Origin of the sequence: Amycolatopsis sp. NBRC 101858, assembly GCF_030269325.1 — a bacterium.
GTDB classification, from domain to species: domain Bacteria; phylum Actinomycetota; class Actinomycetes; order Mycobacteriales; family Pseudonocardiaceae; genus Amycolatopsis; species Amycolatopsis ponsaeliensis.
On sequence record NZ_BSTD01000007.1, the window covers coordinates 788,355 to 812,472 of the forward strand.

Consider the following 24,118-nt stretch of genomic DNA (forward strand, 5'->3'; position numbering starts at 1 on the left):
TTACCTGACTTTGGCTCAAGATCGCTGATCTTGGGTAGGGTGCTGGCTGTTGAGCTGCGGTTTCGTCGTGTGAACGGCGAAAATCTGCACACTGAGCGGCCGGTTCCAGGCTGTCTCTCGTGGCGTATGTGCGCACGGTGAAGACGGCGTCGGGGGCCAGGGCGGTGCAGATCGTGCACTCCTCGCGTCGCGGGTCGCGGGACATCGAGCACATCGGCTCGGCGCATGACGATGCGGCGTTGGAGGCGCTCAAGGCGGTGGCGAGGCAGGGTCTGGCTGTGGGGCAGCCCGAGCTCGACTTTGGCCCGGACTGCGCGGCGTTGCAGGCCGGCAGTGGTGCTGGTGGTGGGCCGCTTGCGATCACGTCGTCGCGGATGGGGTACCTGTGGGACGCGCTCGGCCACGCCTACCAGCTGTTGGGGTTCGAGGAGGCCGCTGGTGGTGACGAGGTGTTCCGATTACTGGTGCCGGCACGGATCGTCGAGCCGACCAGCAAGCTGGACAGTCTGCGGGTGGTCGAGGAGGCAGGTTTCGACCCGCCGGCGTACGCGACCCTCAAGCGGCGTCTGCCCGCGTTCGCGAAAGAGTCCTGGCGGCAGAAGTTGGCCGCGGCGTGCGCCCGCACCGCTGATCTGGGGCCGGCGTCACTGGTTCTCTACGATGTGTCCACCTTGTACTTCGAGACCGATGCCGGGGACGGGTTCCGTGAGCCCGGGTTCTCCGAAGAACGCCGCCTGGCGCCGCAGATCACGATCGGGCTGCTCACCGACGCAAGCGGGTTTCCGTTGATGGTTAACACGTTCGAGGGCAACCGGGGCGAGACCACTACGATGCTGCCGACCATCCGTGCGTTCATGGATGCCCACCAGCTGGCTGATGTCACGGTCGTGGCCGACGCTGGCACGATCTCTGCGGCCAACCAGCAGGCCATCGAGGCCGCGGGGTTGTCGTTCATCCTCGGCGCGCGGATACCCGACGTGCCGTACGTGGTCCAGGCGTGGCGCCACGAGCACCCGGATGAGCAGATCCCCGACGGGCACATCTTCACCCAGCCCTGGCCTGCCGGCCCCAAGGACCAGCGCCGCGACCAGATCATCTACTACCAGTACCGGGCGGACCGGGCTCGGCGCACCCTGCACGGCATCGACGAACAGGTCTCCCAAGGCCGAGCAGGCCGTCGCCGGCAAGACCGCGGTCAAACGCAACCGGTTCATCCAGCTCACCGGCGCCACCAAGAGTGTCAACCGGACCCTGGAAGCCAAGGCACGCGCCCTTGCCGGCCTCAAAGGCTACGTCACCAACCTCCCGGACGTCACCGCCGAGTTCGTGATCGACGCCTACCACCGACTGTTCCACATCGAGAAGTCGTTCCGAATGTCCAAACACGACCTACGTGCGCGGCCGATCTACCACCACAAGCGCGAGCCGATCGACGCGCACCTGACGGTCGTGTTCGCCGCCCTGGCCGTCAGCAGGTGGATCGAGCAGACCACCGGCTGGTCGATCAAGAAGTTCGTGCGCACCACCCGCCGCTACCGCACCATCAACATCCAGGCCGGCGAGCACACCCTCACCGCCGTCGACCCGCTACCCGACGACCTCCGCGATGCCCTCACCCGCATCCACGACCGCGGTGCGCACTAATTTGAGCCAAGTCAGGTCCCTGGCGCGCCTCCCTTTCGACACTCACTGACAGTAGAAGTCGATCGACGGTGAACCATGCTTTCGTGTCGCAGCCGAAGTGGTCACAGCTGTTACCGAAGTTGTTAGGCTGCCAGCCGATGCGGGCTTCTTCTGTTTCCCCACCAGGTGCCGGAGGCGCGGCATGACACTCGCAATACCCCCTGGCCTGTTCACCGCCCGAACGTGGCGGCTCCCGGTCGCGTCACCGGCGCGGATTCACGACGCCGCGCTCGGCGGCACCGACAACTACGTCCTCGACCGCGAGGCGCTGGCAGCGCTGGAAGACGCGGCACCCGGGTTCACCGAACTGCTGCGCGCGACCCGCGCCTGGCACGTCCGGGTCGTGCGGCACCTCGCCGGCCGGGGCATCGACCAGTTCCTCGACCTCGCCGCCGGCCTGCCGCGCGCCCGTGAGAACACCCACCAGGTCGCACAGCGGTACAACCGCGACGCAAAAGTCGTCTACACCAACACCAACCCGCTGCTGCTCAGCTACGCCCGCGCCCTGCTGGACGACAACGACGCCACCCACATCGTGCACGGCGACCACCTCGATCCGCACCGGCTGCTCGACAGCGAGCAGCTGTGCTCGGCCCTGGACCTCCGCCGCCCGGTCGCGGTGCTGATGACCCGCGGTGTCCACCACGAACTCGACGACCACCGCCTGAGCGCCGCACTCGCCGGATACCGTGCCCTGCTGGCCCCCGGATCGGTGCTCGCGCTCAGCAGCTGGGCCGAACCGGCCGCCGACCGCGGCCTGCCACGGATCATCGAGCAGATCTGGCACACCCACGCCGGCCAGCGCGTGCGTTGTCGCCCCGTCCCCGAGCTGCAGCGGCTGTTCGACGGCTACGACCTCCTCGACCCCGGCTTGACACCCGTGCAGGACTGGTGGCCCGACGGACCCCGCCTGCACCCGGCGGAGATGGCCATGCGGCTCGGCTATGGCGGAGTCGGCATCACTGCGTGAGCACGCAACCGGGTGACGGTGCGGCAGTTCGGTGGTGGTCGGGTGAACCGGCCGGGGAGCTGGTCCAGGCCGCGGCCAGGGTGATCCTGGCGCAGCCCTGCGAAGTCCGGGCCAGCACCAGGTTGCGGTTGCGCACCCCTTTGATGTGGAGCGAGTCCCAGGTGGCGCCCGCCTTCATCGCCTGGACGAACTTCTCGGTGTCGAGCGTCGCGATGCCGTTGTCCGCCGGCGCTTCGGCGTCGCAGGAAAGTCTGCCGGTTGGTTTGTTCGTCACAGCCGCCGGGGAAATCGTGGCCGGCCCGGCGACACGGCCACGGGTGATTCACCGGCCGTTCGGTTCCCGGCCACCCGCCGGTCATCGGACTTCGCCGACAAAATGGGAAGCAGCCGCGGCCGGAAACCAATTCCGGTCGCGGCCGCAAGATCCGATACCCTTCAGTTGTAGCCCATTTCGTCGGGCGACAGGCCGTTGTAGCCCATTTCGTCGGGGCTGACGACGAAAGTGGCCGGGACCAAGCTCTCCGCACCGGCGGCAGTCGCCGCAGAAGTGCCGAGAACGCCCATGGCGATGATGTTCAACGCGACGGCGGCGCCGAGGGCGACCGCTCGGTGAACCCGCATCATTCCTCCGGTGGTCAATCGCACGAGACTGACTTTGGGGCTTGTCGGACCATCGCAGAATCTGCGGAACCGGCGGCCAATCGACGGTTAATGAGCACCCAACACCAAGCGGACAATCGGACACGGGTCACATTTTCGAACGTCGGCCGAATACAGCATTGCCCGGATGAGAAGAAAAGGTTGACGACCAGCGAGGCCAACAACCGCAGTACACCTCTTGTTCAACCATCGTTTCCCCACTATTATTGTGCGTGTGCGACCGCTCACGGACAGTGCTGAGGTCTTGATCGGCCGGGACGGCGAGCTGTCCCGGCTGGCGGGCTGGGTGCACGACGTGGCCGCCGGTCGCGGATGCGCCGTGCTGGTGGACGGCGAACCGGGCATCGGCAAGTCCGCGCTGATCCGGGCCGCCTGCGCCGTCGCGGCGGACGCGCGGTGCCAGGTGTTCCGGGGCGCCTGTGACGAGCTGGGCCAGGCCCTCCCCCTGCTTCCCCTGCTCGACGCTCTGCGGATCACCGCCACCGCGGCCGATCCCCGGCGTCGCGCGGTCGCCGGGCTGTTGCGGGGCGAGGGCGCCGTGGGCCAGGGCGCCGACCTCGCCGCAGCTGCGGGAGAACAACTGCTGAGCCTGGTCGAAGAGCTTTGCCAGGCCGGACCGGTCGTGCTGGTCGTCGACGAGCTGCAGTGGGCGGACCGGCCGACGGTCGCCGTGTGGAGCAGGCTCGCCCGTGCGGTCCGGCAGCTGCCATTGCTCCTGATCGGCGTGCAGCGGCCGGTGCCGCGCCGCGACGACCTGCGCGCGCTGCGCCGGGTCGTCGGGCCGGCCGAGCGGCTGCGGCTGAGCCGGCTCACCGAGCCGGCGGTGCTCGAGCTGGTGGCGAAGCTGGCGGGCGGCAAGCCGGGTGCGCGGCTGGAGTCGCTGGCCGACGGAGCCGCCGGGAACCCGTTGTACCTGACCGAACTGCTCGACGCGCTGACCAGGAGTGCGTGCCTCACCGTCGACGACGCGGGCATCGCGGAGCTGACCGGCGGGCCCGCACCGGACTCGCTGCCGGAAGCGATCGCGGACCGGCTGGGCTTCCTCTCCGAACCGGCACGCACCACGCTGCGCGCGGCGGCCCTGCTCGGGGTCGCCTTCTCGGTCACCGACCTCGCGATCGTGGCGGGCTCCGAGCTGGCCGTCCTCCTGCCCGACCTCGACGAGGCGCGCGCCGCCGGAGTACTGGTGGCGGCCGGTGACGACCTGGCGTTCCGGCACCCGCTGATCCGGGGAGCGCTGTACGACGAGCTGCCGCCGGCGGTGCGGGTGGCCTGGCACGGCTCCGCCGCACGGGCGCTGGCCGACGCCGGCGCGCCGGTCGAGCGGGTGGCCCGGCAGCTGCTGCCCGCGGTGTCCACGGCGGACAGCGCGGAGCCGGTACCGGGCTGGGTGGTGCGGTGGCTGCTCGACGCGGCCACACCGCTGATCGGCCAGGCACCCGCGGTCGCGGTCGCGCTCCTGCGCCGCGCGGTCCGGGACGCGGCACCCGCCGACGCCGGGACCGCCGTGCTGTCCGGCCGGCTGGCCGACGCGCTCTACCGCGTGGGCGACATCGCCGAGGCCGAGCGGGTCGCCTGCCGCGCACTGGACCGGATCGGCGACGCCGGACTGTTCGTCGAACTGCACACGACGCTGACGCAGTGCCGCGGCATGACCGGGCGGTCGGCCGAATCCCTCGCCGCGCTCGCCGAGGCCGCGACCCGGCCGGGCCTGCCCGCCCGGCACCGGGCCCGGCTGCTGGTCCTCACCGCCCGGACGCACCGCGACCTCGGCGAGGTCGACACCGCGAGCCGGGTCGCCACCGCCGCGCTGGCGGAAGCGGACGGCGATCGCTGGGCGATGGGCTGGGCGCTGCACGTCCTGAGCCTGGTCGCGATGATGCGGGGCGCGTGGACCGCGGCGCTGCCGCTGTTCGAGCGCGCGATGGCGGCGGCCGACGGCGATCCGGCGTTGAGCGACCTGGGCCTGCTGCTGCGCTTCAACCAGGCGGTCACGCTCGGCGCGCTCGACCGCTACCCGGAGGCGCTCGCCGCCGCCGGGCAGGCCCGCGAGCTGGCCGAGCGCAGCGGCAGCGTCGTGCGCCAGACCCAGGCCCAGAGCGCCCTCGGCCAGCTGCTGCTGGGCAGTGGCCGCTGGGACGACGCGCTGGCCGAAGTGGACGTCGTCCCGGACGACCTCAAGGACCCCAGCGTGGCGTGCTGCGACCACGGCGTCGCCGCGATCATCCAGTTCCACCGCGGCGAGACCGCCGCGGCCCGGCGGCACCTGGACATCGCGGCGCCGTACGCGGAGCACATCGGTGGCCGCCTGGTGGAGTCGCTGGCGCGGGCGCGCAGCCTCGCCTTCGAGCAGGCCGGCGACCTCGGCCGGGCACTCGCGGCGCTGACCGCCGGGCTGACCGGCGAGGACGAGGGCGAAGACCTGCTCGGCGACGCCGCCCGGCTGGCCGTGACGATCGGCGACCCGGACGCCGCGGCCCGGATCGAGGCCCGGGTCCGCGCGATCGTCGTCGACTCCGACGTCCCGCACCGCGGTGCGCTGGCCCGGTACTGCCGTGGCCTGGTCGAGCGGGACGCGGAGACCCTGCTGCACGCTGCCGACGGCTACCGCGACGCCGGCCGCCCGCTGCCCCGGGCCAAGGCCCTCGAGGCCGCGGCGGCCGCCTTCGCCGAAGGCGGCGACCGGAGCTCTGCGCGCGCCGCGTTCCTCCGCGCGCTCGACCTCTACCTCGAGCTCGGCGCCCAGTGGGACGTGGCGAGGGTGCGGGCGCGGTTCCGGGCCTTCGGCATCCGGCGCGGTCCGACGGACAAGCACCGCCGGGCGGCCTACGGCTGGGACAGCCTGACCCCGACCGAGGGCAAGATCGCCGGCCTCGTGGTCGAGGGCCTGACGAACCCGCAGATCGCGGCCCGGCTGTTCCTGTCGCCGCGCACGGTCGCGACGCACGTTTCGCACGTCCTGGCCAAGCTCGGCGTGCACTCCCGCATCGACATCGCCCGCGAAGCCGCCCGCCACCCGGCCTCCGGCTGAACCTCAAGACCGGTCGGCGTTCCTGGCCCGGCTCCACAGCGGCACCACGTACCACCACAGCGTGAACCAGCCCAGTGCCCCGGCCGTCAGCCAGCCGGCGGCCGACGCACCCACCGTGACGCTCAGGATCAGCAGCAGCGCGGACCCGATGGACAACATCAGCAGGGTCAGGCCGCACATGGCGAACCTGCTGGACGCGAGCACCAGCTGCCGCTTGAGCCGCCGCTGGAAGACCAGCCGGTGGAAGGCAGCCGGGGCGATCAGCAGGGCGGTGGCCGCGGCGCCGAGGAGCAGTGCGCCGACGTAGACCCGCCGTTCGAACTCGGTCAGCGTGGCGAACCGCGGGGTGAAGGCGACGGTCAGCAGGAAAGCGAGCAGAAGCTGCACGCCGGTCTGCGCCACCCGCACTTCCTGGAGTATCTCCGCGTAGTTGCGGTCCAGCCGCTGGGTGGGCGTCTCGCGGCGGGCCACGAGGTTCCACTGGTCGTGGGCATCCGGCTGCTCGGCCGGTAGCAGGTAGTTCTTCTCGATCCCGTTCGCCGTCATGCTGGAGAACGGTGCCGGGAGCGGCGGACCGAAACATCCGTAGGCCGACGGATCTCGAAGGGCCCGGCCGCGGGGCCGGATCAGGCCGCGAGGTAGGCGGTCACGCGAATCCGCAGCTCACGGATGTCCGCCACGGCGACCGTGAAGCACGGGACCGCCCGGTACCCCGCCGCGGTGCCACCGGCTCCGGCGGGACCCGCCAAGTAGACGAAGCCGTCCTCCGCATCCTGCCTCGGCGCGTTCCAGCCCGGACCCGGCCGGCCCACCGCACGCACGCGCCAGTACGCCGGCGCCTTCATCACCTCACCCAGAGCCGCCCGCAGACCCGGGAGCGAACGCTCCAGCACGCCGAGCCCCCGGCCCGGCCACACCCGCGGCAGCTCGACGGCGGCGTTCGGGTCCTCGGCCGGCGGACTGAACCGGAAGACCACCTCGGCACCCCGGATCTCCGCGGCCCACTCCCCCATCCGGCGCGTGGCGGCAATGATCATCAGCCGATTATCACCCGGCCACCCACACCCCGAAAGAGGTGGGGCGGTCGGGAAATTCACAGGTCAGCGGTGTCCCACGAACGCCCGGCGAGCAAATTGGTCACCCAGAGCAACGCCACCGCGCACAGCTGCCGTTCCTCTCCCCGGCGATGTGCCACGACCTCGTCGGCCCGCCACAGCATGAGCGCGATCACCCCATCGGCCGTCGGGGTCAGCCCGACCGTCCAGCGGGTGCCTCCGACCAGCACGACGCGCTCGGCCGTGATCCACCGGCCGCGTGAACCGGCCACGCTCCACGCGGACATCTTGGCCAGCTCGGCGACCGAGGTCACCGCGGGGACGTTCCGGCGGTCCACGCCGCCACTGTGGCACAGCCGACCACTCACGGCCGCGCAACACGCCACCTGCCGAGCTCGACGGCGCGCGGGCCGGACCTTCGGCTCGAACGGGACGACTGCGAACTTCAGCGACGCGTGCAGGCCGCGCACGGGGCCGCACTGATTACCCGGCCGGGTGCCTTCGCGGCGAGCCGGGCCGGCGCTTCCGGTTCGCGGGCCAGTGCGTCCGCCGGCACGAGCGCCTGGGTGTAGCGGTGGCTGGCCGGGCCACTTGACGTGGATCAGCTCGTCGTCCGGGCCGAGCAGGTCGCACAGCGCGAAGCGCAGGTGCAGCGGCGTGCTCGCGAAGTCCCGGTCCAGGCACCGGTAACCCGGCTCGGCGGCAGTAGCGGTGCTCGTCATCGCGCCTTCCATCAGGACCCACGTGACGGGCGGCCAGTCGCGGCGGTGGGCCGTCGACGCCGCGACCTGCTCGCGCATCTGCCGGACGTACGTCTCGCCGATCCGGTACCAGCGTCCCTGGTGGAAGGCGTACCGGGCGTGGTCGGCGGCATCGAGGTCGGCCAGGAACGCCGCCGGGGCCTTGGCCACCGGCAGCGCGTTCGCGCTCCAGCGGATCGAGATCGATGAACCGAGACCCGGCGCAGTTCTCCTTGACGTGACCAGGGTTCAGTCGAAGGTGAACGAGAAGGCCTGCAGACCCGGGCTGAGCGTCAGCGCCAGCTGTCCACTGTGGAGGTCCGCTGTCTGCGACAGCCGGTACAGGTTCGGCGTGCCCGAGACGTTCACCGTCCGCGGTGGCCCGCCGTCGACCGAGACCGTCACCGTGCCCTCGCCCGCCAGGACGAGGTTGGTGCTCTTGGCCGTGTACCCGAACCGCAGCCGGGCGCCGGGGCCGGCGGTCGCCTTCTCGTAGTCGATGGTCCAGCTTCCCTCGAACGCCACTTTGCCGTCCGGGACGCTCACCGGGAACCGGTAATCCGCCTGCTCCTCCAGCTTGAGCGGGGTGCCGCCCGGCGCGTACGTCTTCGCCAGCTCGCCGTAGCCGAGGTAGGTCTCCCGCGTGGTGCGTTCGTCGGTCGGGCGGATGTCGGGGAGGTCTCCCGGTTTCGGCAGCGCCACGCCCGGACGGGCCTGCTGCAGCAGCTGCCGGACCAGGTTTTCCGTCTGGTCGTAGGCGCCTTCGCCGAGTTTCAGGTAGCGGACCTGGCCGGTGGCGTCGATCAGGTAGCGCGCCGGCCAGTACTGGTTGCGGAAGTTGGTGAACGTGCTCGTCTCGTTGTCGATGGCGACCGGGTACTCGATGCCCAGTTTCGCCGTCGCGGCCTCGACGTTGCCCTTGTCGCGCTCGAAGGCGAACTCCGGCGTGTGCACGCCGACGACCTCGAGGCCGGCCGCCCGGTAGCGGGCGTAGAGGTCCTTGATGTGGGGCAGGCTGCGCCGGCAGTTGATGCAGGAGTACGTCCAGAAGTCGACCAGGACGACCTTGCCCCTGAGCCCCGCCATCGTCAGCGGCGCGCTGTTGAGCCAGCCGCCGATGTTCTCGAACTCCGGGGTCGGGCCGCAGTCGCGCAGCTCGCCGTTCGGGTTGTCCGCGCACTTGTCCAGCGCCTGGTTCGAGGCGTCCCCCAGGCTGGAGAGCCGCAGCTTGCTGATCGAGTCGCTGCCCTCCACCTGCTCCTGCAAGGCACCGGTGTAGTTCGGCAGTTTGGTCTGCAGCAGCGACGGCAGGTCGAAGTACAGCGCGACGGCGAGCAGCAGCATGAGGACGCCGCCGATCGCGCGGACCTTGCCGTTGTTCTTGCGGAAGAACTTCACCCGCTCCGAGATCTTGGCGCCCGCCAAGGCGAACACCAGCAGCGGCACGGTGGCGCCGATCGCGAAGGACACGGTGAGCGCGACGGTCTCCAGTCCGATCTTCCCGTTGGCCGCGGCGATCGTGATCGCCGTCAGCACCGGGCCGGCGCACGGGACGTACAGCAACCCGAGCCCCAGCCCCAGGCCGAAACCGCCGCCGTTCGGGTTCACCTTCCGCTGCGGCAGCTTCGCGAACGGCTTCTCCAGCAGGCGTTCCAGCGGCGGGACCAGCAGGCTCAGGCCGACGACCGACAGGACGACGAGCCCGACGGTCCGCAGGATGTCGTCGGGCAGGTTCAGCGCCTTGATCAGCAGCGAACCCAGCAGGGTGAACACGGTGAAGCTCAGGACCAACCCGCCGATCACCGCGTACGGACGGCGGTTCTTCGTCTTCTTCCGGACGAGGACGTCACCTTCCGGCTCGCCGCCGGGTTGCTTCGCGCCGCCGGCGAAGAACACGACCGGCAGCACCGGCAGGATGCACGGCGACACCCCCGTGATCAGGCCGCCCAGCAGGCCGATCAAAACCAACGTCCACATCGCCGTGCTCCTCGCTCCGGTTAGTCAGGCACCTGCGTCGGTCATTCGGCGCGAATGCGGATCGGGACAGGCCATTTCCTCCGCGTTATCGGTTCGAGTGACGTGTTTTACCCGCAAGTGCGGAACTCCGGCCGATCTGGCCACCGCGCCGCAGGTGAGGCACCATGGAGGACGGCCGCGGAGCGGCGGCCGGACGCCGGTGAAGGAGCCCGCGATGGACGACCGTGCGACGCTGCCCGGCCGACGCGGGGCCACCGGGCGGCTGGTCCTGGTCGTCGACGACGACCCGCGAGTGCGGACTGTCGTGACCTGGCAGCTGGAGGCCGAGGGGTTCCGGGTCACTGAGGCTCCCGACGGCAGGCGGGCCCTCGAGACGATCGAACGCGAGCGGCTCGACCTCGTCATCCTCGACCTCGCGCTGCCCGGCGTCGGCGGCCTGGACGTGCTGCGGCGGCTGCGGGACGGCGAACGCGCCGCGGGCGGCACCGCGCTGCCGGTGATCGTGCTGTCGGGCCGCAGCGGGGAGACCGACCGGATCGTCGGGCTCGACCTCGGCGCCGACGACTACCTCGTCAAGCCCTTCTCCCCCGGCGAGCTGGCCGCCCGCGTGCGCTCGGTGCTGCGGCGGGCCGCGCCCGCGCCGCCGGTGACCGCGGCCGGGCTGCGGATCGATCACGCCGCGCGCGAGGTCTTCTTCGACGGCCGCGAGATCACCATGACGGCCAAGGAGTTCGACCTGCTCGCGTTCCTGGCCGCGCACCCGCGGCAGGTGTTCACCCGCGCGCAGCTGCTCGAACGCGTCTGGGCCAGTGCCGCCGAGTGGCAGAGCGAAGCGACCGTCACCGAGCACGTCCACCGCCTGCGCCAGAAGCTCGGGCCGCGGCTCGTGCGGACCGTCCGCGGCGTCGGCTACCGGCTCGAGCCATGACGGACGTCCAGGAGACCGTCGGCGACACCGAGGCCCTGCTGCGGGCGCAGTCGGGCGTGCTGGAGCGCATCGCGGGTGGCGCGCCGCTGGCCGAGGTGCTGACCGAGGTCGCGACCACCCTCGAACGGCTCATGCCCGGCTGCCACTGCTCGATCCTGCTGCTCGACCCGGAGTCGGCGACGCTGCACCACGGCGCGGCGCCGTCGCTGCCCGCCGCCTACTCCGAGGGCATCGACGGCCTGCCCATCGGCCGCGACGCCGGGTCCTGCGGCGCGGCGGCCTACCTGGGCGTGCCGGTCGTCGCCGAGGACGTCACGACCGACCCGCGCTGGGTGCGGTTCCGCGACCTCGCGGGCGCGCACCGGCTGCGGTCCTGCTGGTCGACGCCGATCCGCGGCCGGGACGGCGTCGTCGGGACCTTCGCCGTCTACCACGAGCGGACCCACCAGCCCGCGCCGCGCGAACGCGACCTCGTCGACCGACTCACCCACCTGGCGTCGGTGGCCATCGACCACGACACGCTCTTCGGCGCGCTGGCCGACAGCGAGGAGCGGTTCCGGCGCGCGTTCGACGACAACGTGATCGGCATGGCCATCACCGAACCCGACGGCGCCGTCACCCGGACCAACGAAGCGCTGCGGGACCTGCTGGGGCGCACCGAACCCGAGCTGATCGGTGCCCGGCTCGACGAGCTGCTCGCCCCGTCCGGGCCCCCGCCGTACGAAGCCACGCTGCGCCACCCCGACGGCCGCACGCTGGACCTCGTCGTCTCGGTGTCCCCCGTGGCCGGGCCCGACGGGCTGCCCGTCCGGCTGATCGCGAACGTCCTCGACGTCACCCAGCGCCGCGCCGCCGAGCGGGAACGGCGGGGCCGGCGCGAAGCCGAGGTGGCGCGGCAGGCCGCCGAACAGGCGAGCCGGGCCAAGAGGGACTTCGTCGCCGCCCTCGGCCACGAGCTGCGCACACCGCTGCAGGCCGTCACCGGGTTCACCGAGCTGCTGGGGTCGCTCGACCTGCCGCCAGAACGCCGGCGGGCGGCGCTGGAGCACATCACCGGCGCCGCCGGGCACATCCTGGCCATGGTCGACGACGTCCTCGACGTCGCCCGGATCGAGGCCCGCGCGCTGCCGCTGCACCCAGCGGACATCGACGTCACGGCGGTCGTCTCCGAGGTCCTGAACCTGCTGGAGCCTCTCGCCGACGCGGAGGGCGTCCACCTCCGCGACGCCGGCGAGCCGGCCACCGCGCGCTGCGACGAGCGGCGGCTCAAGCAGGTCCTGCTCAACCTCGCGGGCAACGCCGTCCGCTACAACCGGCCCGGCGGCACCGTCACGATCACCACCCGCGCCGAGGCCGGCGCCGTGGTCGTGACGGTCGCGGACACCGGCCGGGGCATCGCGCCGGAACACCTCGAGCGGCTGTTCACGCCGTTCGACCGGCTCGGCGTCGACACCGGCCAGGGCGTCGGCCTCGGGCTGCCCCTGGCGAAGGGCCTCACCGAGGCGATGGACGGGCGGCTCGCCGTCTCGACCGTCGTGGGCCGAGGCACGACGGTCGAGGTGCGGCTGCCCGGTTAAGCGGCGTCGACCTTCGGCATGATCTCCTCGGTCAGCCGCTTGAGGTCGTCGAGGGTCTTCGCCGTCGGCACGTCCCGGAACGGCGGCCACAGCAGCGGCATCGTCATCCCGGCTTCCTTGTAGCGCTTGAGGATGTCCTCGATCTGCTGGGCGCTGCCGGCCAGCAGGTTGGTGCCCTTGCCCGCCGGGGTCTGGTCCATCGGCTCGTCGGTGATGACGAACCAGATCATGCTGCACATCTCGAACCCGTCGGGGAAGCCGCGGCCGAGCTCGCCCAGCTCGCGCTCCATCTCGCCCTTCCAGCGCTTGATGTCCTCGGGGGTGTCCTGGATGCCGATCCAGCCCTGCAGGCCGTACTTCGCGATGCGCTTGGCCGAGCGCTTCGGGTCCTTCAGCCCGGAGAAGAAGATCGGCGGCGGCTGCTGGACCGGCTTGTGCCCGAAGCCCGACAGCTCGAAGTCCGCGAACTCGCCGTGGTACTCGAACAGCTCGTTGGACCAGATGCCCTGCATGATCTCGATCGTCTCGCGAACGTGGGCGTGCCGGCGGCCGAACAGCTGCGGGACGCTGGCGGCGGCGAACTCCTCGGGCATCCAGCCGGAGCCGATGCCGACGTTGAGCCGGCCGCCCGACAGGTGGTCCTGGGTGGCCAGCTCGGCCGCGAGCACGCCGGGCGAGCGATACGGCGTGTCGATGATGCTCATCCCGATCCGGACCTTCGTGGTCTTCGCGGCGAGCCACGGGATCAGCGTCATGCCCTGGAACCACTTGCCGCGGGAGATGACCGGCAGCGCGTTGGGCAGGTCGGTCATCATGCCGAACGGGTACTGCAGCTCGGCGCGGTCGGACGTCTCCGGGACGACGATCCGGTCGAGCGTCCAGACGGAGTCGAAGTCGAGGTCCTCGGCCAGGGCGGTGAGGTCTTCGAGCTCCTTGAGCGTCACCTCGTCGCGGAAGTTGGGCAGGTACAGGGCGAGCTTCATGCGTCCGGCCTCCTCGTGACGTCGTCGTCGAGGGTGATCGTGCGCCGGCCGGCTCAACTCGATCACACGCGATTCTCAAATCCCCATCAACAGCGCCGGGGAGCCCGGCGAAGTGTCTCTATGTTTCCGGTATGGACGTGCTCTGGAGCCCGACGGCGGACCGCATCGAGAACTCCCCGCTGCGCGCGTACCTGAACTGGCTGGAGAAGCGCGAAGGGCGGCCGTTCCCCGACCACGACGCGTTGTGGGCCTGGTCGGTCGAGGACCTGGACCGGTTCTGGCTGTCCATTGTCGACTACCACGACGTCGGCTTCAGCACGCCGTGGACGCACGTGCGCACCGCGGACCCCATGCCGCACACGCGCTGGTTCACCGGGGCGCGGCTGAACTGGGCGGAGCACGCGCTGCGCGCCGGAGCCGCCGACGCGCCCGCGTTGATCTGCGTCCAGGAGGGCGGACGGCCCGCGCGTGAGCTGACCTTCGGTGCCCTGCGCCGGTCGGTGGCCGCCGCGGCGGGCTGGCTGCGCCGCGCGGGCGTACGTCCCGGTGACCGCGTCGGCGCCTACCTGCCCAACACCGAGCACGCCGTGATCGCCTGCCTCGCGACCGCCGCGGTCGGCGCGGTGTGGGCGTGCTGCTCCCCCGACTTCGGCGCGGACGGCGCCATCGGGCGGCTCGCGCAGCTCGAGCCCGCCGTGCTCATCGCGGCGGACGGCTACCACTGGAACGGCAAGGAAGTCGATCGCGGCGACGTCGTCGCCCGGCTGCGCGAAGAGCTTCCGACGCTGCGGCGGTTCGTCCACGTCCCGTACGTGTTCGACCGGCCGCACCCGGACGGCTCGGCGCCGTGGGACGAGCTGCTGGCGCAGGACTCGCCGCCGGAGTTCGAGCAGGTCGAGTTCTCCCACCCGCTGTGGGTGCTGTTCAGCTCCGGCACCACGGGACTGCCCAAAGGCCTGGTCCACGGCCACGGCGGCATCACCCTGGAAGGGCTGAAGTGGTCCGGGCTGTACTGCGGGCTGCGCGCCGGCGAGCGGATGTTCACCTACACCTCGACCGGCTGGGCGCTGTGGAACATGCAGCTCGGGGCACTCACCCAGGGCGCGGCCATCACGCTCTACGAAGGCGCGCCCCACCACCCGGCGGGCGCGGTCTGGGAGGTCGCGGCCCGGGTCCGCGCGGACGTCATGCTGCTGGGCGCCGCGGTGGTCACCGCCACCACCGACGTTTCGCCCCGGGACCGGCATGACCTGAGCCGGCTGCGGCACGTGATGGTCAGCGGTTCGGCGCTGCCCCCGGCGGGCTACCACTGGGTCATCGGGCACGTCAGCCCGGACCTGCGGATCGACTCGACCAGCGGCGGCACCGACATCTCCGGCTCGTTCGTCGGCGCCAACGAGTACACGCCGGTCCGGGCGGGCCGCATCGGCGGGCGGCTCGCCGGTGTCGACTGCGCGGCCTGGGACGAGGACGGCGAGCCGGTGGTCGACGCGGTCGGGGACCTCGTGCTCACGCAGCCGATGCCGTCGATGCCGGTGTCCCTGTGGAACGACCCGGACGCCGTTCGCTACACCGAGTCCTACTTCGACACCTGGCCCGGCGTCTGGCGCCACGGTGACTGGGTGACGATCCACGCCGACGGCAGCGTCTCCATCCACGGCCGGTCCGACTCGACGCTCAACCGCCAAGGCGTGCGGCTGGGCAGCAGCGACTTCTACGACGTGCTCGAGGCCCTGCCGGAGATCGCCGAGACCCTGGTGATCGGGGTGGACCAGCCCGACGACGGGTACTGGCTGGGGCTGTTCGTCGTTCCCGCACCCGGGCACGAACTCGACGACGCGCTCAAGCGGAAGATCGTCACCACGCTCCGGACGAAGCTCACCGCCCGGCACGTCCCGGACGAGATCGTCGAGGCGCCCGCCGTGCCGCACACCTTGAGCGGCAAGCGGCTGGAGGTCCCGATCAAGAAGCTGCTGACCGGTCGCGCACTGGAAAAGGCCGCGAACATCGCCTCGGTCGACGATCCGGACGCGCTGCGCTGGTACGCCCGGTTCGCGGCGGACCGGGCGCGCTGACATGCGCTTGGGCGCGACGCTCGCCCGGCTGTCCCCCGGCCCGCCGATCGCGGTGGCCGAGTGGGCGAAACGCCTGGCGGGGGCGGGTTTCGAGAGCCTGTGGACGCCGCAGATCCTCGGGCGCGGCTTCTTCGTCCCGGACCCGTTCGTCACGCTGGCGGTCGCCGCCACGGCCACCGAAGGGGTGGAGCTGGGCACGGCCACCGTGCAGGTCCCGCTGCACCACCCCGCCGACCTGGCCCACCGGGTCCGGTCGCTGATGTCCGTGTGCGGCGACCGGCTGACCCTCGGCGTCAGCCCCGGGTCGACCGACCTCGACTACGCCCTTCTCGGCCGGGACTACACCTCGCGGTTCCGGACCTTTCGCGAGAACGTGCCGAGGCTGCGTGCCCTGCTCGGCGATGAGCGGCCACCGCTGCTGCTCGGCTCGTGGAGAGCCAACGTCGAGCGGGCGGCCCAGGAGTTCGACGGCTGGCTGGCCTCCGCTTACCGCCGCACCGCCGATGAGATCATCGCCGCGCACGACCGGTTCCGCGCCGCCGGCGGCGGGCGCGCGATCGTGTGCGCCATCCCGGTGCCGGGAAAGGACGACCTCGGACCCACCGGTGAAGTGCTCCAGCGTTACGCCGAGGCCGGATTCGACGACGCTGTAGTGCTGATCGTGCCGGGCGGGCCGGATCCCGCTCAGGTCCGAGCGCTGCTTCCGAGCTAGGCCGGCGTCGTACGGCTGCCGAAAATTTCTTTCCCGATCGACCAATCCGGTTCCCGCCGGGCGCCGAATCACTGGCAACAAAAGGTTCTCGCCTCTCGAGCGACCTCAGCCGCGTAATCAATTGGAGTGAATTCTCGTGCGTAACCTTCGTATTGCCGGGATCGGTCTGACCGCGGCCGCCGCGCTCACCCTCACCGCGTGTGGCAGCAGCGACACCGGTTCGTCCGCTTCCAGCAGCGCCCCCGCCCCGTCTTCGTCGATGGCGGCCCCGTCCTCCAGCGCCGCTGCCGCCGGCGGCGGCACGACCACCAACGCCGACGTCTTCGGCCCGGCCTGTTCCCAGCTGCCGCAGGGCTCCGCGCCCGGCTCGCTCGACTCCATGGGACCGCAGCCGGTCGCCTCGGCCGCGTCGACGAACCCGTTGCTGACCAAGCTGGTCGCCGCGGTCAAGGCCACCAACCTGGTCGACACCCTCAACAGCCAGCAGGCCATCACCGTGTTCGCCCCGGCCGACCCGGCCTTCGCCGCGCTGGGCGACGCGAAGTTCGCCGAACTGGCCGGCAAGCCGGCCGAGCTGTCCCCGATCCTGCAGTACCACGTCGTCGGCAAGCGTTACGACGCCAAGGGTCTCGAGTCGGCCGGCACGCTCGACTCGCTGAACACCGCGGGCGGCCCGCTGAAGATCGAGGGCACCGGTGACAACATGACCGTCAACGGCGCGAAGATCCTGTGCGGCAACATCCCCACGAAGAACGCCACCGTCTTCGTGATCGACAAGGTCCTCACCCCCGGCACCAACAAGTAAAAACCGACGTCCGGTCGCCGACGGGTGACCGGACACCGCGCGGCCGCATCGGCTCCTCTGCCTCCCGGAGCCGATGCGGCCGTCCTTTTCGCTCCCCGAGCCCGTTTTCCGGGTTCGGCCGGCGATCGATGTCTGGTGGCGGAGTGCAGGAGTTCCGCCACCGGGGGACGCCGAAGCGGCGACGTCCCGCCGGCCGCCGTCAACGCTGGTTCACTCCAGGGCGCTGACGGCGGCCGGCTTTACGCCGATCCGCTGTGCTTACCGGCACAGTCAAAGAGCAGCCGGGAACATCTTGATGGGCACCAGTGCCCACACCATCTTCCCCTCGCGCGCGGCGCGCACGCCCCAGTCCAGGGACAGCTGGCCGACCAGCCGGAGCCCGTATCGCCCGGATCCCGGACGGCATGCTCGCACGGACGTCAGGTCGGGGTCCGCGTCGCTGACTTCGATCAGCAGGTTCTCCGCGGTGCGGGTGACGCGCAACTCGTGGACGGCGGTGGTGTGCTGGTAGGCGTTGCCCACGAGTTCGTCGATCACGAGCAGGACCCCGCCGTACCGATCGTCGGAGCACGCCCCGAAGGTGAGTGCCTCGGCCACGACGGACCGAACCTGACGGAGATCGGGGCGGTCGTCCAGCGCGACCGTGGTTTCGGCCGCCGCGGCGAGCCGATCGGTGAGGTGCGCCAACTCCTGGTCGAAATCCATCACTGCAACCGGCCTTCCCTCGACACGTACCCGGTTCGTTGTTCGGCGCCGGTTCCGCGTCCGGATTGGTCCACGGACCAGCCCGGTGGGTGCCGAACCGGCGGTTCAGGCGAGGCCGAGCAGGAGCACCGGCGACGTCGTCGGCTGCGGCGAGCCCGCGACCGGCTCGGTGGTGATCGCGATCCGGTCGGTGTCCGCGGGTAGGGCGGCGGTCATCGAGCCTTCACCACGGTGCAGCAGACCCGCCGACTGCGGACCGCGCGGGCCGACCAGCCAGCACTGGTAGGCCCGGCCCGGTTCGAGGGGCGGCAGGCTCCGGACGTCGACGGTGATCACGCCCAGCCCACGCGACAGGGTCGCGGTCGCGGCTCCCCCGCTGGTGCCGTCGCCGTGCACCGTCTTCGCGTCCGCCGCGCCCCGGACGTTGGCCGGCGAGGCCACCTGCGTCGAGACCGGCGTGTTCTGCATGCCGATGCTGATCCCGCCGACGAGCAGCGCGGCCCCGGCGGCGATGGCCGCGACTCCGGCGCCTGCCCGCCGGTGCCACGCACGTCGAGCAGGCAGCACCGGGACCGGCGGAGACCCGACCTGCGGCGGGAGCTGCCGGGTCACGGTGATCTCGGCGAGCACCCGGCTGCGGAGGCGCTCGACGGGCACCGCGCCGACGGCGGCCCCGAGCCGGGCGGCGGTCTCCTCGAACCCACGGACGTCTTCGGCGCAGGCGGCGCAGCCGGCGAGGTGGCGGTCGAACGCGGCTCGTTCCTCATCGGTGACGGCACCGAGAGCGTAGGCGCCGGCGAGGGTGTGAAGTTCGGCGGGCGCCATCAGTGCGTCACGCAGCCGGGTGTCGACCATGCTGAGTCCTTTTGCGAGCGGGCGTTCACCAGTCTTTCGGCGCCGGCGGTGACAAGTATTGGTGAGATGTCTCAGGCGCCTCCACTCTGGCCGCCCGCCTTGCGGTACCGACACGGAGCGCCGGTCAGGCGAACATCTGCATACCGCCGAAGAAAACCACCAGCAGCGCCCCGATTCCGAAGCCCGTCAAGAGCGCGCCGCCGAGGCTGGGCCGGATCCGGACTCCCGCGTACGCGAGGCCCAGCGCGAGCATCATCCAGGCACCCACCAAGGCGAGGTGCGTCATCATCGTGCTGCTGAGATCGAACGCGACCTTTGCACCGCCGGCCACGATGAGGGCGAAGGCGATCGAGATTCCCACGTGGGCCCACCGGTTCTTGGTCGTACCGCCGGTCGAGTGCGGGTGACTGCGGGTCATGGTGACCTCCTCGTCGGATCACTCCAGTCTCACACGGTTCGCGTCCGGTGATCCTTACCGCACGATTACCGGGGCGCACCAAGGGTCACGGGCACGTGACGACCTGGCCGGCGTAAGTGAGCCCGGCACCGAACCCGAACAGCAGAACCGCTTGTCCCGCCGTAATTTCCCGACGCCGGAGGAGTTTCGACAGGGCCAAGGGGATACTGGCGGCCGAAGTGTTGCCCGACTCGGCCACGTCGGTCGCGACGATCGCGTCCGGGGCGCCGATCGCGCGGGCGAGAGCGGCGATGATGCGGACGTTGGCCTGGTGGGTCACGATCCCCCCGAGGTCGCGTGGGTCGATGCCGGCGCGGCTGCAGGCGGTGCGGGCGATCGGGGCGAGCTCGGTCGTCGCCCAGCGGAACACCGCCGGGCCTTCCTGGCGGAACGTCGCGGGCAGCCCGTGCGGGCCCGCCGACTCCAGGCTGATGCAGGAGCCCTTGGCGGGGTCCGATCCCCAGACGACCGGGCCGATCCCGCCCGGTCCCCCGGTGGCTTCGACGACCGCAGCGCCTGCCCCGTCGCCGAAGATCACACACGTCGTGCGGTCGGTCCAGTCGAGGAAGTCGCTCATCTTGTCGGCGCCGACCACGATCGCGCGGCGGCCGGCGCCGGCCCGCAGGGCGTGGTCGGCCGAGGCGAGCGCGTGGCAGAATCCCGAGCACGCCGCGTTCAGGTCGAAGACCGCCGGCGCGGGGATCCCGAGCCGGTCGGCGACGCGCGCCGCGACGCTGGGCATCCGGTCGAAAGCGGTGCAGGTCGCGACGATCACCAGGTCGATCTCCCCGGCGCCGCGGCCGGACCGGGTCAGCGCGTCGCCGGCAGCGGCGGTCGCCATATCGGCCACCGACTCGCCGGGCGCGGCCAGCCGCCGGGTCCGCACGCCGACCCGCTCGGTGATCCAGGTGTCCGAAGTGCCCAGTGAAGCGCTCAGCTCGTCGTTCGTGACGCTGCGGACCGGCTGGTGGTGACCGCAGGCCACGATCCGGCTGCCGGGTGCGGAGGCGGGCATGGGACTCCTCGTTGCGTTCGGGGGCATGGCCTCCTTCCGCGGTCGTGTGTCAGGTGGCTTCCATGTCCACACCGGACACTCGCCCGGTCGGCGACGGCTCCGGGGCGGGTGGTTCGATCGGCGACGGGTCCAGCACGAATCGCGTCAGGGCGGTTCGGGGATCCAGGCCGCGGAGCTGGTTGAGCTCGCCCAGCGGTTTGCGCAGCTGCTCGAACTCGGGGCCGATCTCGCTGCTGAGCTGCTCGTGCGCGTTCGCGAGGGCGTCCTTGGCCTTCTGCACGGTCTTGCGCACGGTCGCGATGGCGCCGGGAAGCCGTTCCGGGCCGAGGATGAACAGGGCGGCGACCAGCAGGACGACCAGGTGTTCCGGGCTGAGTCCGAGCATCGTGCCCTCCGGTGGCAGGGTGCGGCAGGTGCGGGACCGCCCCGACGGCGGCCCCGCACCCCGCCGCGGTCAGTTGGCGGCGCTGGTGTTCACGTCGCCGTTGACGCCCTTGGGGAAGAACCCGCCGGACTTGGCAGCCTTGTTCGTCAGGTACACGATGTTGAGCACCTGACCCGGCGAGCGGCTGTAGGCGATGCCGTTGGCGTCCGTGGGCACGATGTTGGCCTGGCCGCGGCTGTCGATGACGCCCTGGTCGTCGTCGGTCGGGCCGTCGAGGCTGTCACGCGCGTTGGACAGCTTGACGCTCGCCTCGCGCAGGTCACGGCCGAGCAGGCCGAGCCCGAGGATGCCGCCGCTGTGCTGGTAGAGGGCACTGCGGATGTTGGCGGCGTGGTAGGCCTCGACGGCGAGGATGCCGGCCGCGGCCTCGAGGTAGGTCTTGTTGCTGATCAGCGGCGCGGCCCCCTTGTAGGCCGTCACGCCGACGTCCTCGAACAGGAACGCCGCGAGCAGGAAGTTCTCCTCGCACGCGAACGCGTCGAAGCTGTGGCCCGGCTTCACGAGCCCGGCGGCCTGGGCGGCGGCGGTGAAGCTGGACTGCAGGTCGATCGCCGGGCGGCTGACCGCGGCCGAGCCCAGCGCGGAGCGCAGGAACTGCACGTGCGCCTTCTCGTCGCCCGCGATCTCCTGGGCGTACTGGCGTGCCGTCTTCGTCTTGAACTTCACCGCCCGGCCGCCGGTGACGCCGCCACGGTTGCCGGTGCCGGTCGTCATCGAGTCGGCGAGCCCCTTGCCGGTGACGGCGTGCAGGTAGAACTCGGCTTCGAGGTACTCGAGGTTGAGGGCGAAGTTGAGGACGGCTCCGTCACTGACCTCAGCCGACGCGGCGGCCGCCGCAGCAGTGGGCCGGGCGGTCGCGGCGGACGCGGTCCCGGTGGCGAGGCCGCCGAGCGCACCCGCCCCGACGACGCCGAGGCCGGTCATCCCGGCCGCTTTGAGGAAACGGCGACGGTCCTGGTCGTTCTCCGCGCTCCGGTTGATCATCGACGCGGCATAGCGCTTGCCAAACACGGACGAACTCCTCCCAGCCCGCGCGTACGGCGGGCATAACCCGGCGCCGGCTCCCGGCGCTGGGGCGGATCTGTCGTGGACAGTCCACTTTCGAGGCTGGGCGCGGAGCGGATGGGTCGGATTCCCGAGCGAGCGACACGAGCGGGCGCGCGTACCCGCTACTCAGCGGTAGAAACCCGTTCGGCGAAACCAAAAAACATTGATTTACACCCAATCCAGTGAACGTCATCGCCCCGAAATACGACTGACGGTGAAGTCCACACTCGAAGGGGGGTGAGATGGATGGATACTTCCCTGACGGATGACGCACCGACCGGGCAGCCGCTCTTGCTGCGGATGCTCGTGGTGGCCGGCGCGTTGTTCGGATTCACCCTGCTGGCCTTGGCCGTGTCGAGTGCCGCGGACGCATCGGAAGGTGCGCCACCGGATCAGCACAGCCTGCTCGGCCGGCTCGGAAACACCGCACACGACGTGCTCAAGCCCGTGGCTCCGGCACTCGAGCCGGTCACGGGCGCGGTCCACGTCGTGTCGTCGCAGGTGGCGCCCGTGGTGAAGCCGGTGACGAACGGGCTCGAGCCCGTGCTCGCGCCGCTGGCCCGCCCGGTGCTGGATGCGGCGGAGCCGGTGCTGTCGGCCTTGAGGCCGGTGACCCGGCCGGTGCTGCACGCGGTGTCCCCGGTGACATCGCCGGTCCTGCACGCCACGGCCCCGCTGACCGCGCCAGTGGTGCGGGCGGTCGGGGGTGAGCGTGTCGTCCCGGCGGTGATCGGGCAACCGGTCACCGGACAGCCGGAGACACCTGCACCGCACGGCGATGCCGGTTTCCCCCCGGCAGCGGCCGGCGCTCCGGTCGCCTCCCCGCGACCGGTCGCGCAGCACACCGCTGGTGTGTCCGCCGTCCGGCACGTCGCCGGGCACCTCGGTTCGGGCACGGCCGGTACTGCCGGTCCGATGTCCGGTTCCGGTGGCGGCGGGATGCCCGCGGACCTCTCCGGCATGAGCGGTGCGATGTCGGCGAGTACCGGGAGCGCACACGGCGGCGAGTTCGCCGTGACCGCGTCCGGTTCGGGCATGCCGGGTACGGATCGCACGTGGCGGGCACCGCCCGCCGGCGCGTGGTCGTTGCATTGGCTGGAGTACTACGGCAACGACCATCCGAGCTGACGAACCCTTTCCACCCTCAAAATCCACAATGGACAGAGAGCAGGGAAAGGGAAGTCATGCACAAGTACGTGCGACGCGGCCTGACCGCCGCGTTCATCTCCGGCGGGTTCGTCCTGCTGGGATCAGCGGTGGCCAGTGCGGACACCGGGAACTCGGGCCCGCTCGGCGGGCTCGGCACCACGCTGCACTCGGTCGTCTCCGGAACCGCCTCCGGCGGCAACGGTGGGGACTCCGGTTCCGGCGGGAACGCCACCAGCGGCAACAACGCTGTCAGCGGGAACTCCGGCAAGTCGGGCAACTCCGGCTCCACCGGCGGCAACAGCGCCTACGGCGTCTGCGTGCTGGCCAAGTGCACCACCACGGTGTCCTCGGGCAACTCCGGGAACACGGGCGCGACCGGCTCGACCGGGAACGCCTCGAACACCAGCACCACCAAGGGTGGCAACTCGGGTAACGCCGGCAACGGCGGATCCGGGACCACGGCGACGTCCGGCAAGAACACCGCCGGCTCGCACTCTTCACGCGGCGGGATCCTCGGGGCCGTGGGCTCCGTGACCGGCACCGCGAAGGGCGGCAACGGGGGCAACTCCGGCGACGCCGGGAACGCCACCAGCAGCAACTCGGCGGTGTCGGGGAACTCGGGCAACTCCGGGAACTCGGGCTCCACGGGTGGCAACAGCGCCTACGGCCTGTGCCTGCTGGCGCAGTGCTCCACCTCGGTGTCCTCGGGCAACTCCGGGAACACCGGCGCCACCGGCTCGACCGGCGACGCCTGGAACACCAGCACCACCACCGGCGGGAACTCCGGCAACGCGGGCAACGGCGGCGACGCCACCGTCGTCAGCGAAGGCCGCAACTCCGCCACGAACACCGGTGGGCACAGCTGGAAGCGTCACGGGCAGGGCGGCGACACGGGCGTCCTGGGCTGGGTCACGGGCACGGCGAAGGGCGGCAACGGTGGTGACTCCGGCGACGCCGGGAACGCCACCAGCCACAACAACGCGGTGACCGGGAACTCCGGCAACTCGGGCAACTCGGGCTCCACCGGCGGCAACTCCGCCATCGTGTGGACGCTCGGCGGCCAGGACAAGGGCCGTGGCCACGGTGGGCACGACCAGTGCGGCTGGAACCACAACTCCGGCTGGAAGCACGAGAGCACGAAGTCGCACACTGCGGTGACGTCGGGCAACTCGGGTGACACCGGCGCCACCGGCTCGACCGGCGACGCCTGGAACACCAGCACCACCACCGGCGGGAACTCCGGCTGGGC

At 71.4% G+C, this 24,118-nt stretch carries 21 protein-coding genes and 2 pseudogenes; 10 read left to right on the top strand and 13 right to left on the bottom strand.

Going from position 1 to position 24,118, the window contains the following annotated elements; translation table 11 throughout:
* Positions 1–119: 119 nt before the first annotated feature.
* Together QSK39_RS46950 and QSK39_RS46955 are read left to right on the top strand one after the other, a co-directional pair.
* A pseudogene (locus QSK39_RS46950) lies at positions 120–1,644 on the top strand (IS1634 family transposase).
* A 181-nt stretch (positions 1,645–1,825) separates the two neighbouring features.
* Positions 1,826–2,653: an SAM-dependent methyltransferase gene (locus QSK39_RS46955; RefSeq protein WP_285484320.1), complete on the top strand. Its 828-nt coding sequence runs from the start codon at positions 1,826–1,828 to the stop codon at positions 2,651–2,653.
* On the opposite strand, the gene QSK39_RS46960 is transcribed toward QSK39_RS46955, so the two are convergent.
* Together QSK39_RS46960 and QSK39_RS46965 are read right to left on the bottom strand one after the other, a co-directional pair.
* Positions 2,643–2,927, bottom strand: a complete 285-nt coding sequence (locus QSK39_RS46960; RefSeq protein ID WP_285484321.1) for a hypothetical protein — start codon at positions 2,925–2,927, stop codon at positions 2,643–2,645. The two genes, QSK39_RS46955 and QSK39_RS46960, sit on opposite strands and share 11 nt — an antisense overlap.
* 161 nt (positions 2,928–3,088) lie before the next feature.
* Positions 3,089–3,298, bottom strand: a complete 210-nt coding sequence (locus QSK39_RS46965; protein WP_285484322.1) for a hypothetical protein — start codon at positions 3,296–3,298, stop codon at positions 3,089–3,091.
* 229 nt (positions 3,299–3,527) lie between these two features.
* On the opposite strand from QSK39_RS46965, the gene QSK39_RS46970 reads away from it, so the two are divergent.
* Positions 3,528–6,344 carry a helix-turn-helix transcriptional regulator gene (locus QSK39_RS46970; protein ID WP_285484323.1) on the top strand — a complete coding sequence of 939 codons (2,817 nt, stop codon included), beginning with the start codon at positions 3,528–3,530 and terminating at the stop codon, positions 6,342–6,344.
* Positions 6,345–6,347: 3 nt separating this feature from the next.
* On the opposite strand, the gene QSK39_RS46975 is transcribed toward QSK39_RS46970, so the two are convergent.
* The 4 genes from QSK39_RS46975 to QSK39_RS46990 all read right to left on the bottom strand — a co-directional run bounded on the left by QSK39_RS46975 (position 6,348) and on the right by QSK39_RS46990 (position 10,116).
* The gene (locus tag QSK39_RS46975) at positions 6,348–6,890 is read right to left on the bottom strand and encodes a DUF6328 family protein (protein WP_285484324.1); all 543 of its coding nucleotides are present in this window, start codon (positions 6,888–6,890) and stop codon (positions 6,348–6,350) included.
* Positions 6,891–6,970: 80 nt separating this feature from the next.
* A complete protein-coding gene (locus tag QSK39_RS46980) occupies positions 6,971–7,381 on the bottom strand; it encodes a hypothetical protein (RefSeq protein ID WP_285484325.1) in 411 nt (136 codons plus the stop codon).
* Between the two features lie 56 nt (positions 7,382–7,437).
* Positions 7,438–8,310 (bottom strand): TIGR04141 family sporadically distributed protein, encoded by an 873-nt coding sequence (locus tag QSK39_RS46985; protein WP_285484326.1) that lies wholly within the window; start codon positions 8,308–8,310, stop codon positions 7,438–7,440.
* A gap of 78 nt (positions 8,311–8,388) precedes the next feature.
* Positions 8,389–10,116, bottom strand: coding sequence for a cytochrome c biogenesis protein DipZ (locus QSK39_RS46990; RefSeq protein ID WP_285484327.1), 1,728 nt, complete (start codon positions 10,114–10,116; stop codon positions 8,389–8,391).
* A 214-nt stretch (positions 10,117–10,330) separates the two neighbouring features.
* On the opposite strand from QSK39_RS46990, the gene QSK39_RS46995 reads away from it, so the two are divergent.
* A complete protein-coding gene (locus tag QSK39_RS46995) occupies positions 10,331–11,044 on the top strand; it encodes a response regulator transcription factor (RefSeq protein WP_285484328.1) in 714 nt (237 codons plus the stop codon).
* Positions 11,041–12,621, top strand: coding sequence for a sensor histidine kinase (locus QSK39_RS47000; RefSeq protein ID WP_285484329.1), 1,581 nt, complete (start codon positions 11,041–11,043; stop codon positions 12,619–12,621). The genes QSK39_RS46995 and QSK39_RS47000 overlap by 4 nt, the downstream gene beginning before the upstream one ends.
* On the opposite strand, the gene QSK39_RS47005 is transcribed toward QSK39_RS47000, so the two are convergent.
* Complete coding sequence (locus QSK39_RS47005) at positions 12,618–13,604, bottom strand: LLM class flavin-dependent oxidoreductase (RefSeq protein WP_285484330.1); 987 nt, start codon at positions 13,602–13,604, stop codon at positions 12,618–12,620. The genes QSK39_RS47000 and QSK39_RS47005 overlap by 4 nt on opposite strands.
* A gap of 131 nt (positions 13,605–13,735) precedes the next feature.
* On the opposite strand from QSK39_RS47005, the gene QSK39_RS47010 reads away from it, so the two are divergent.
* The 3 genes from QSK39_RS47010 to QSK39_RS47020 all read left to right on the top strand — a co-directional run bounded on the left by QSK39_RS47010 (position 13,736) and on the right by QSK39_RS47020 (position 17,196).
* Positions 13,736–15,679, top strand: coding sequence for an acetoacetate--CoA ligase (locus QSK39_RS47010; protein ID WP_285484331.1), 1,944 nt, complete (start codon positions 13,736–13,738; stop codon positions 15,677–15,679).
* A gap of 1 nt (position 15,680) precedes the next feature.
* Positions 15,681–16,391, top strand: a complete 711-nt coding sequence (locus QSK39_RS47015; protein WP_285484332.1) for an LLM class flavin-dependent oxidoreductase — start codon at positions 15,681–15,683, stop codon at positions 16,389–16,391.
* A gap of 136 nt (positions 16,392–16,527) precedes the next feature.
* Positions 16,528–17,196, top strand: coding sequence for a fasciclin domain-containing protein (locus QSK39_RS47020; protein WP_285484333.1), 669 nt, complete (start codon positions 16,528–16,530; stop codon positions 17,194–17,196).
* Positions 17,197–17,466: 270 nt separating this feature from the next.
* On the opposite strand, the gene QSK39_RS47025 is transcribed toward QSK39_RS47020, so the two are convergent.
* The 6 genes from QSK39_RS47025 to QSK39_RS47050 all read right to left on the bottom strand — a co-directional run bounded on the left by QSK39_RS47025 (position 17,467) and on the right by QSK39_RS47050 (position 21,684).
* Positions 17,467–17,901, bottom strand: coding sequence for an ATP-binding protein (locus QSK39_RS47025; RefSeq protein ID WP_285484334.1), 435 nt, complete (start codon positions 17,899–17,901; stop codon positions 17,467–17,469).
* A gap of 105 nt (positions 17,902–18,006) precedes the next feature.
* Entirely contained in the window at positions 18,007–18,756 is a 750-nt protein-coding gene (locus QSK39_RS47030; protein ID WP_285484335.1) for an anti-sigma factor, read from the bottom strand.
* Between the two features lie 124 nt (positions 18,757–18,880).
* A complete protein-coding gene (locus tag QSK39_RS47035; protein ID WP_285484336.1) occupies positions 18,881–19,174 on the bottom strand; it encodes a hypothetical protein in 294 nt (97 codons plus the stop codon).
* A gap of 85 nt (positions 19,175–19,259) precedes the next feature.
* Entirely contained in the window at positions 19,260–20,228 is a 969-nt protein-coding gene (locus QSK39_RS47040; protein ID WP_285484337.1) for a beta-ketoacyl-ACP synthase III, read from the bottom strand.
* Between the two features lie 49 nt (positions 20,229–20,277).
* Complete coding sequence (locus QSK39_RS47045) at positions 20,278–20,613, bottom strand: twin-arginine translocase TatA/TatE family subunit (protein WP_285484338.1); 336 nt, start codon at positions 20,611–20,613, stop codon at positions 20,278–20,280.
* Between the two features lie 69 nt (positions 20,614–20,682).
* Positions 20,683–21,684, bottom strand: a complete 1,002-nt coding sequence (locus QSK39_RS47050) for a ferritin-like domain-containing protein (protein WP_285484339.1) — start codon at positions 21,682–21,684, stop codon at positions 20,683–20,685.
* Positions 21,685–21,966: 282 nt separating this feature from the next.
* On the opposite strand from QSK39_RS47050, the gene QSK39_RS47055 reads away from it, so the two are divergent.
* A complete protein-coding gene (locus QSK39_RS47055) occupies positions 21,967–22,848 on the top strand; it encodes a hypothetical protein (protein WP_285484340.1) in 882 nt (293 codons plus the stop codon).
* Between the two features lie 56 nt (positions 22,849–22,904).
* Positions 22,905–24,118, top strand: a pseudogene (locus QSK39_RS47060) (hypothetical protein); the annotation flags it as partial.

Bases quoted from the DNA above. Each gene is read 5' to 3' on its own strand.
- QSK39_RS46955 (WP_285484320.1), top strand. From the start codon at position 1,826: ATGACACTCGCAATACCCCCTGGCCTGTTCACCGCCCGAACGTGGCGG.
- QSK39_RS46975 (WP_285484324.1), bottom strand. From the start codon at position 6,890: ATGACGGCGAACGGGATCGAGAAGAACTACCTGCTACCGGCCGAGCAG.
- QSK39_RS46980 (WP_285484325.1), bottom strand. From the start codon at position 7,381: ATGATCATTGCCGCCACGCGCCGGATGGGGGAGTGGGCCGCGGAGATC.
- QSK39_RS46990 (WP_285484327.1), bottom strand. From the start codon at position 10,116: ATGTGGACGTTGGTTTTGATCGGCCTGCTGGGCGGCCTGATCACGGGG.
- QSK39_RS46995 (WP_285484328.1), top strand. From the start codon at position 10,331: ATGGACGACCGTGCGACGCTGCCCGGCCGACGCGGGGCCACCGGGCGG.
- QSK39_RS47000 (WP_285484329.1), top strand. From the start codon at position 11,041: ATGACGGACGTCCAGGAGACCGTCGGCGACACCGAGGCCCTGCTGCGG.
- QSK39_RS47005 (WP_285484330.1), bottom strand. From the start codon at position 13,604: ATGAAGCTCGCCCTGTACCTGCCCAACTTCCGCGACGAGGTGACGCTC.
- QSK39_RS47010 (WP_285484331.1), top strand. From the start codon at position 13,736: ATGGACGTGCTCTGGAGCCCGACGGCGGACCGCATCGAGAACTCCCCG.
- QSK39_RS47015 (WP_285484332.1), top strand. From the start codon at position 15,681: ATGCGCTTGGGCGCGACGCTCGCCCGGCTGTCCCCCGGCCCGCCGATC.
- QSK39_RS47025 (WP_285484334.1), bottom strand. From the start codon at position 17,901: ATGGATTTCGACCAGGAGTTGGCGCACCTCACCGATCGGCTCGCCGCG.
- QSK39_RS47030 (WP_285484335.1), bottom strand. From the start codon at position 18,756: ATGGTCGACACCCGGCTGCGTGACGCACTGATGGCGCCCGCCGAACTT.
- QSK39_RS47035 (WP_285484336.1), bottom strand. From the start codon at position 19,174: ATGACCCGCAGTCACCCGCACTCGACCGGCGGTACGACCAAGAACCGG.
- QSK39_RS47040 (WP_285484337.1), bottom strand. From the start codon at position 20,228: ATGCCCGCCTCCGCACCCGGCAGCCGGATCGTGGCCTGCGGTCACCAC.
- QSK39_RS47045 (WP_285484338.1), bottom strand. From the start codon at position 20,613: ATGCTCGGACTCAGCCCGGAACACCTGGTCGTCCTGCTGGTCGCCGCC.
- QSK39_RS47055 (WP_285484340.1), top strand. From the start codon at position 21,967: ATGGATACTTCCCTGACGGATGACGCACCGACCGGGCAGCCGCTCTTG.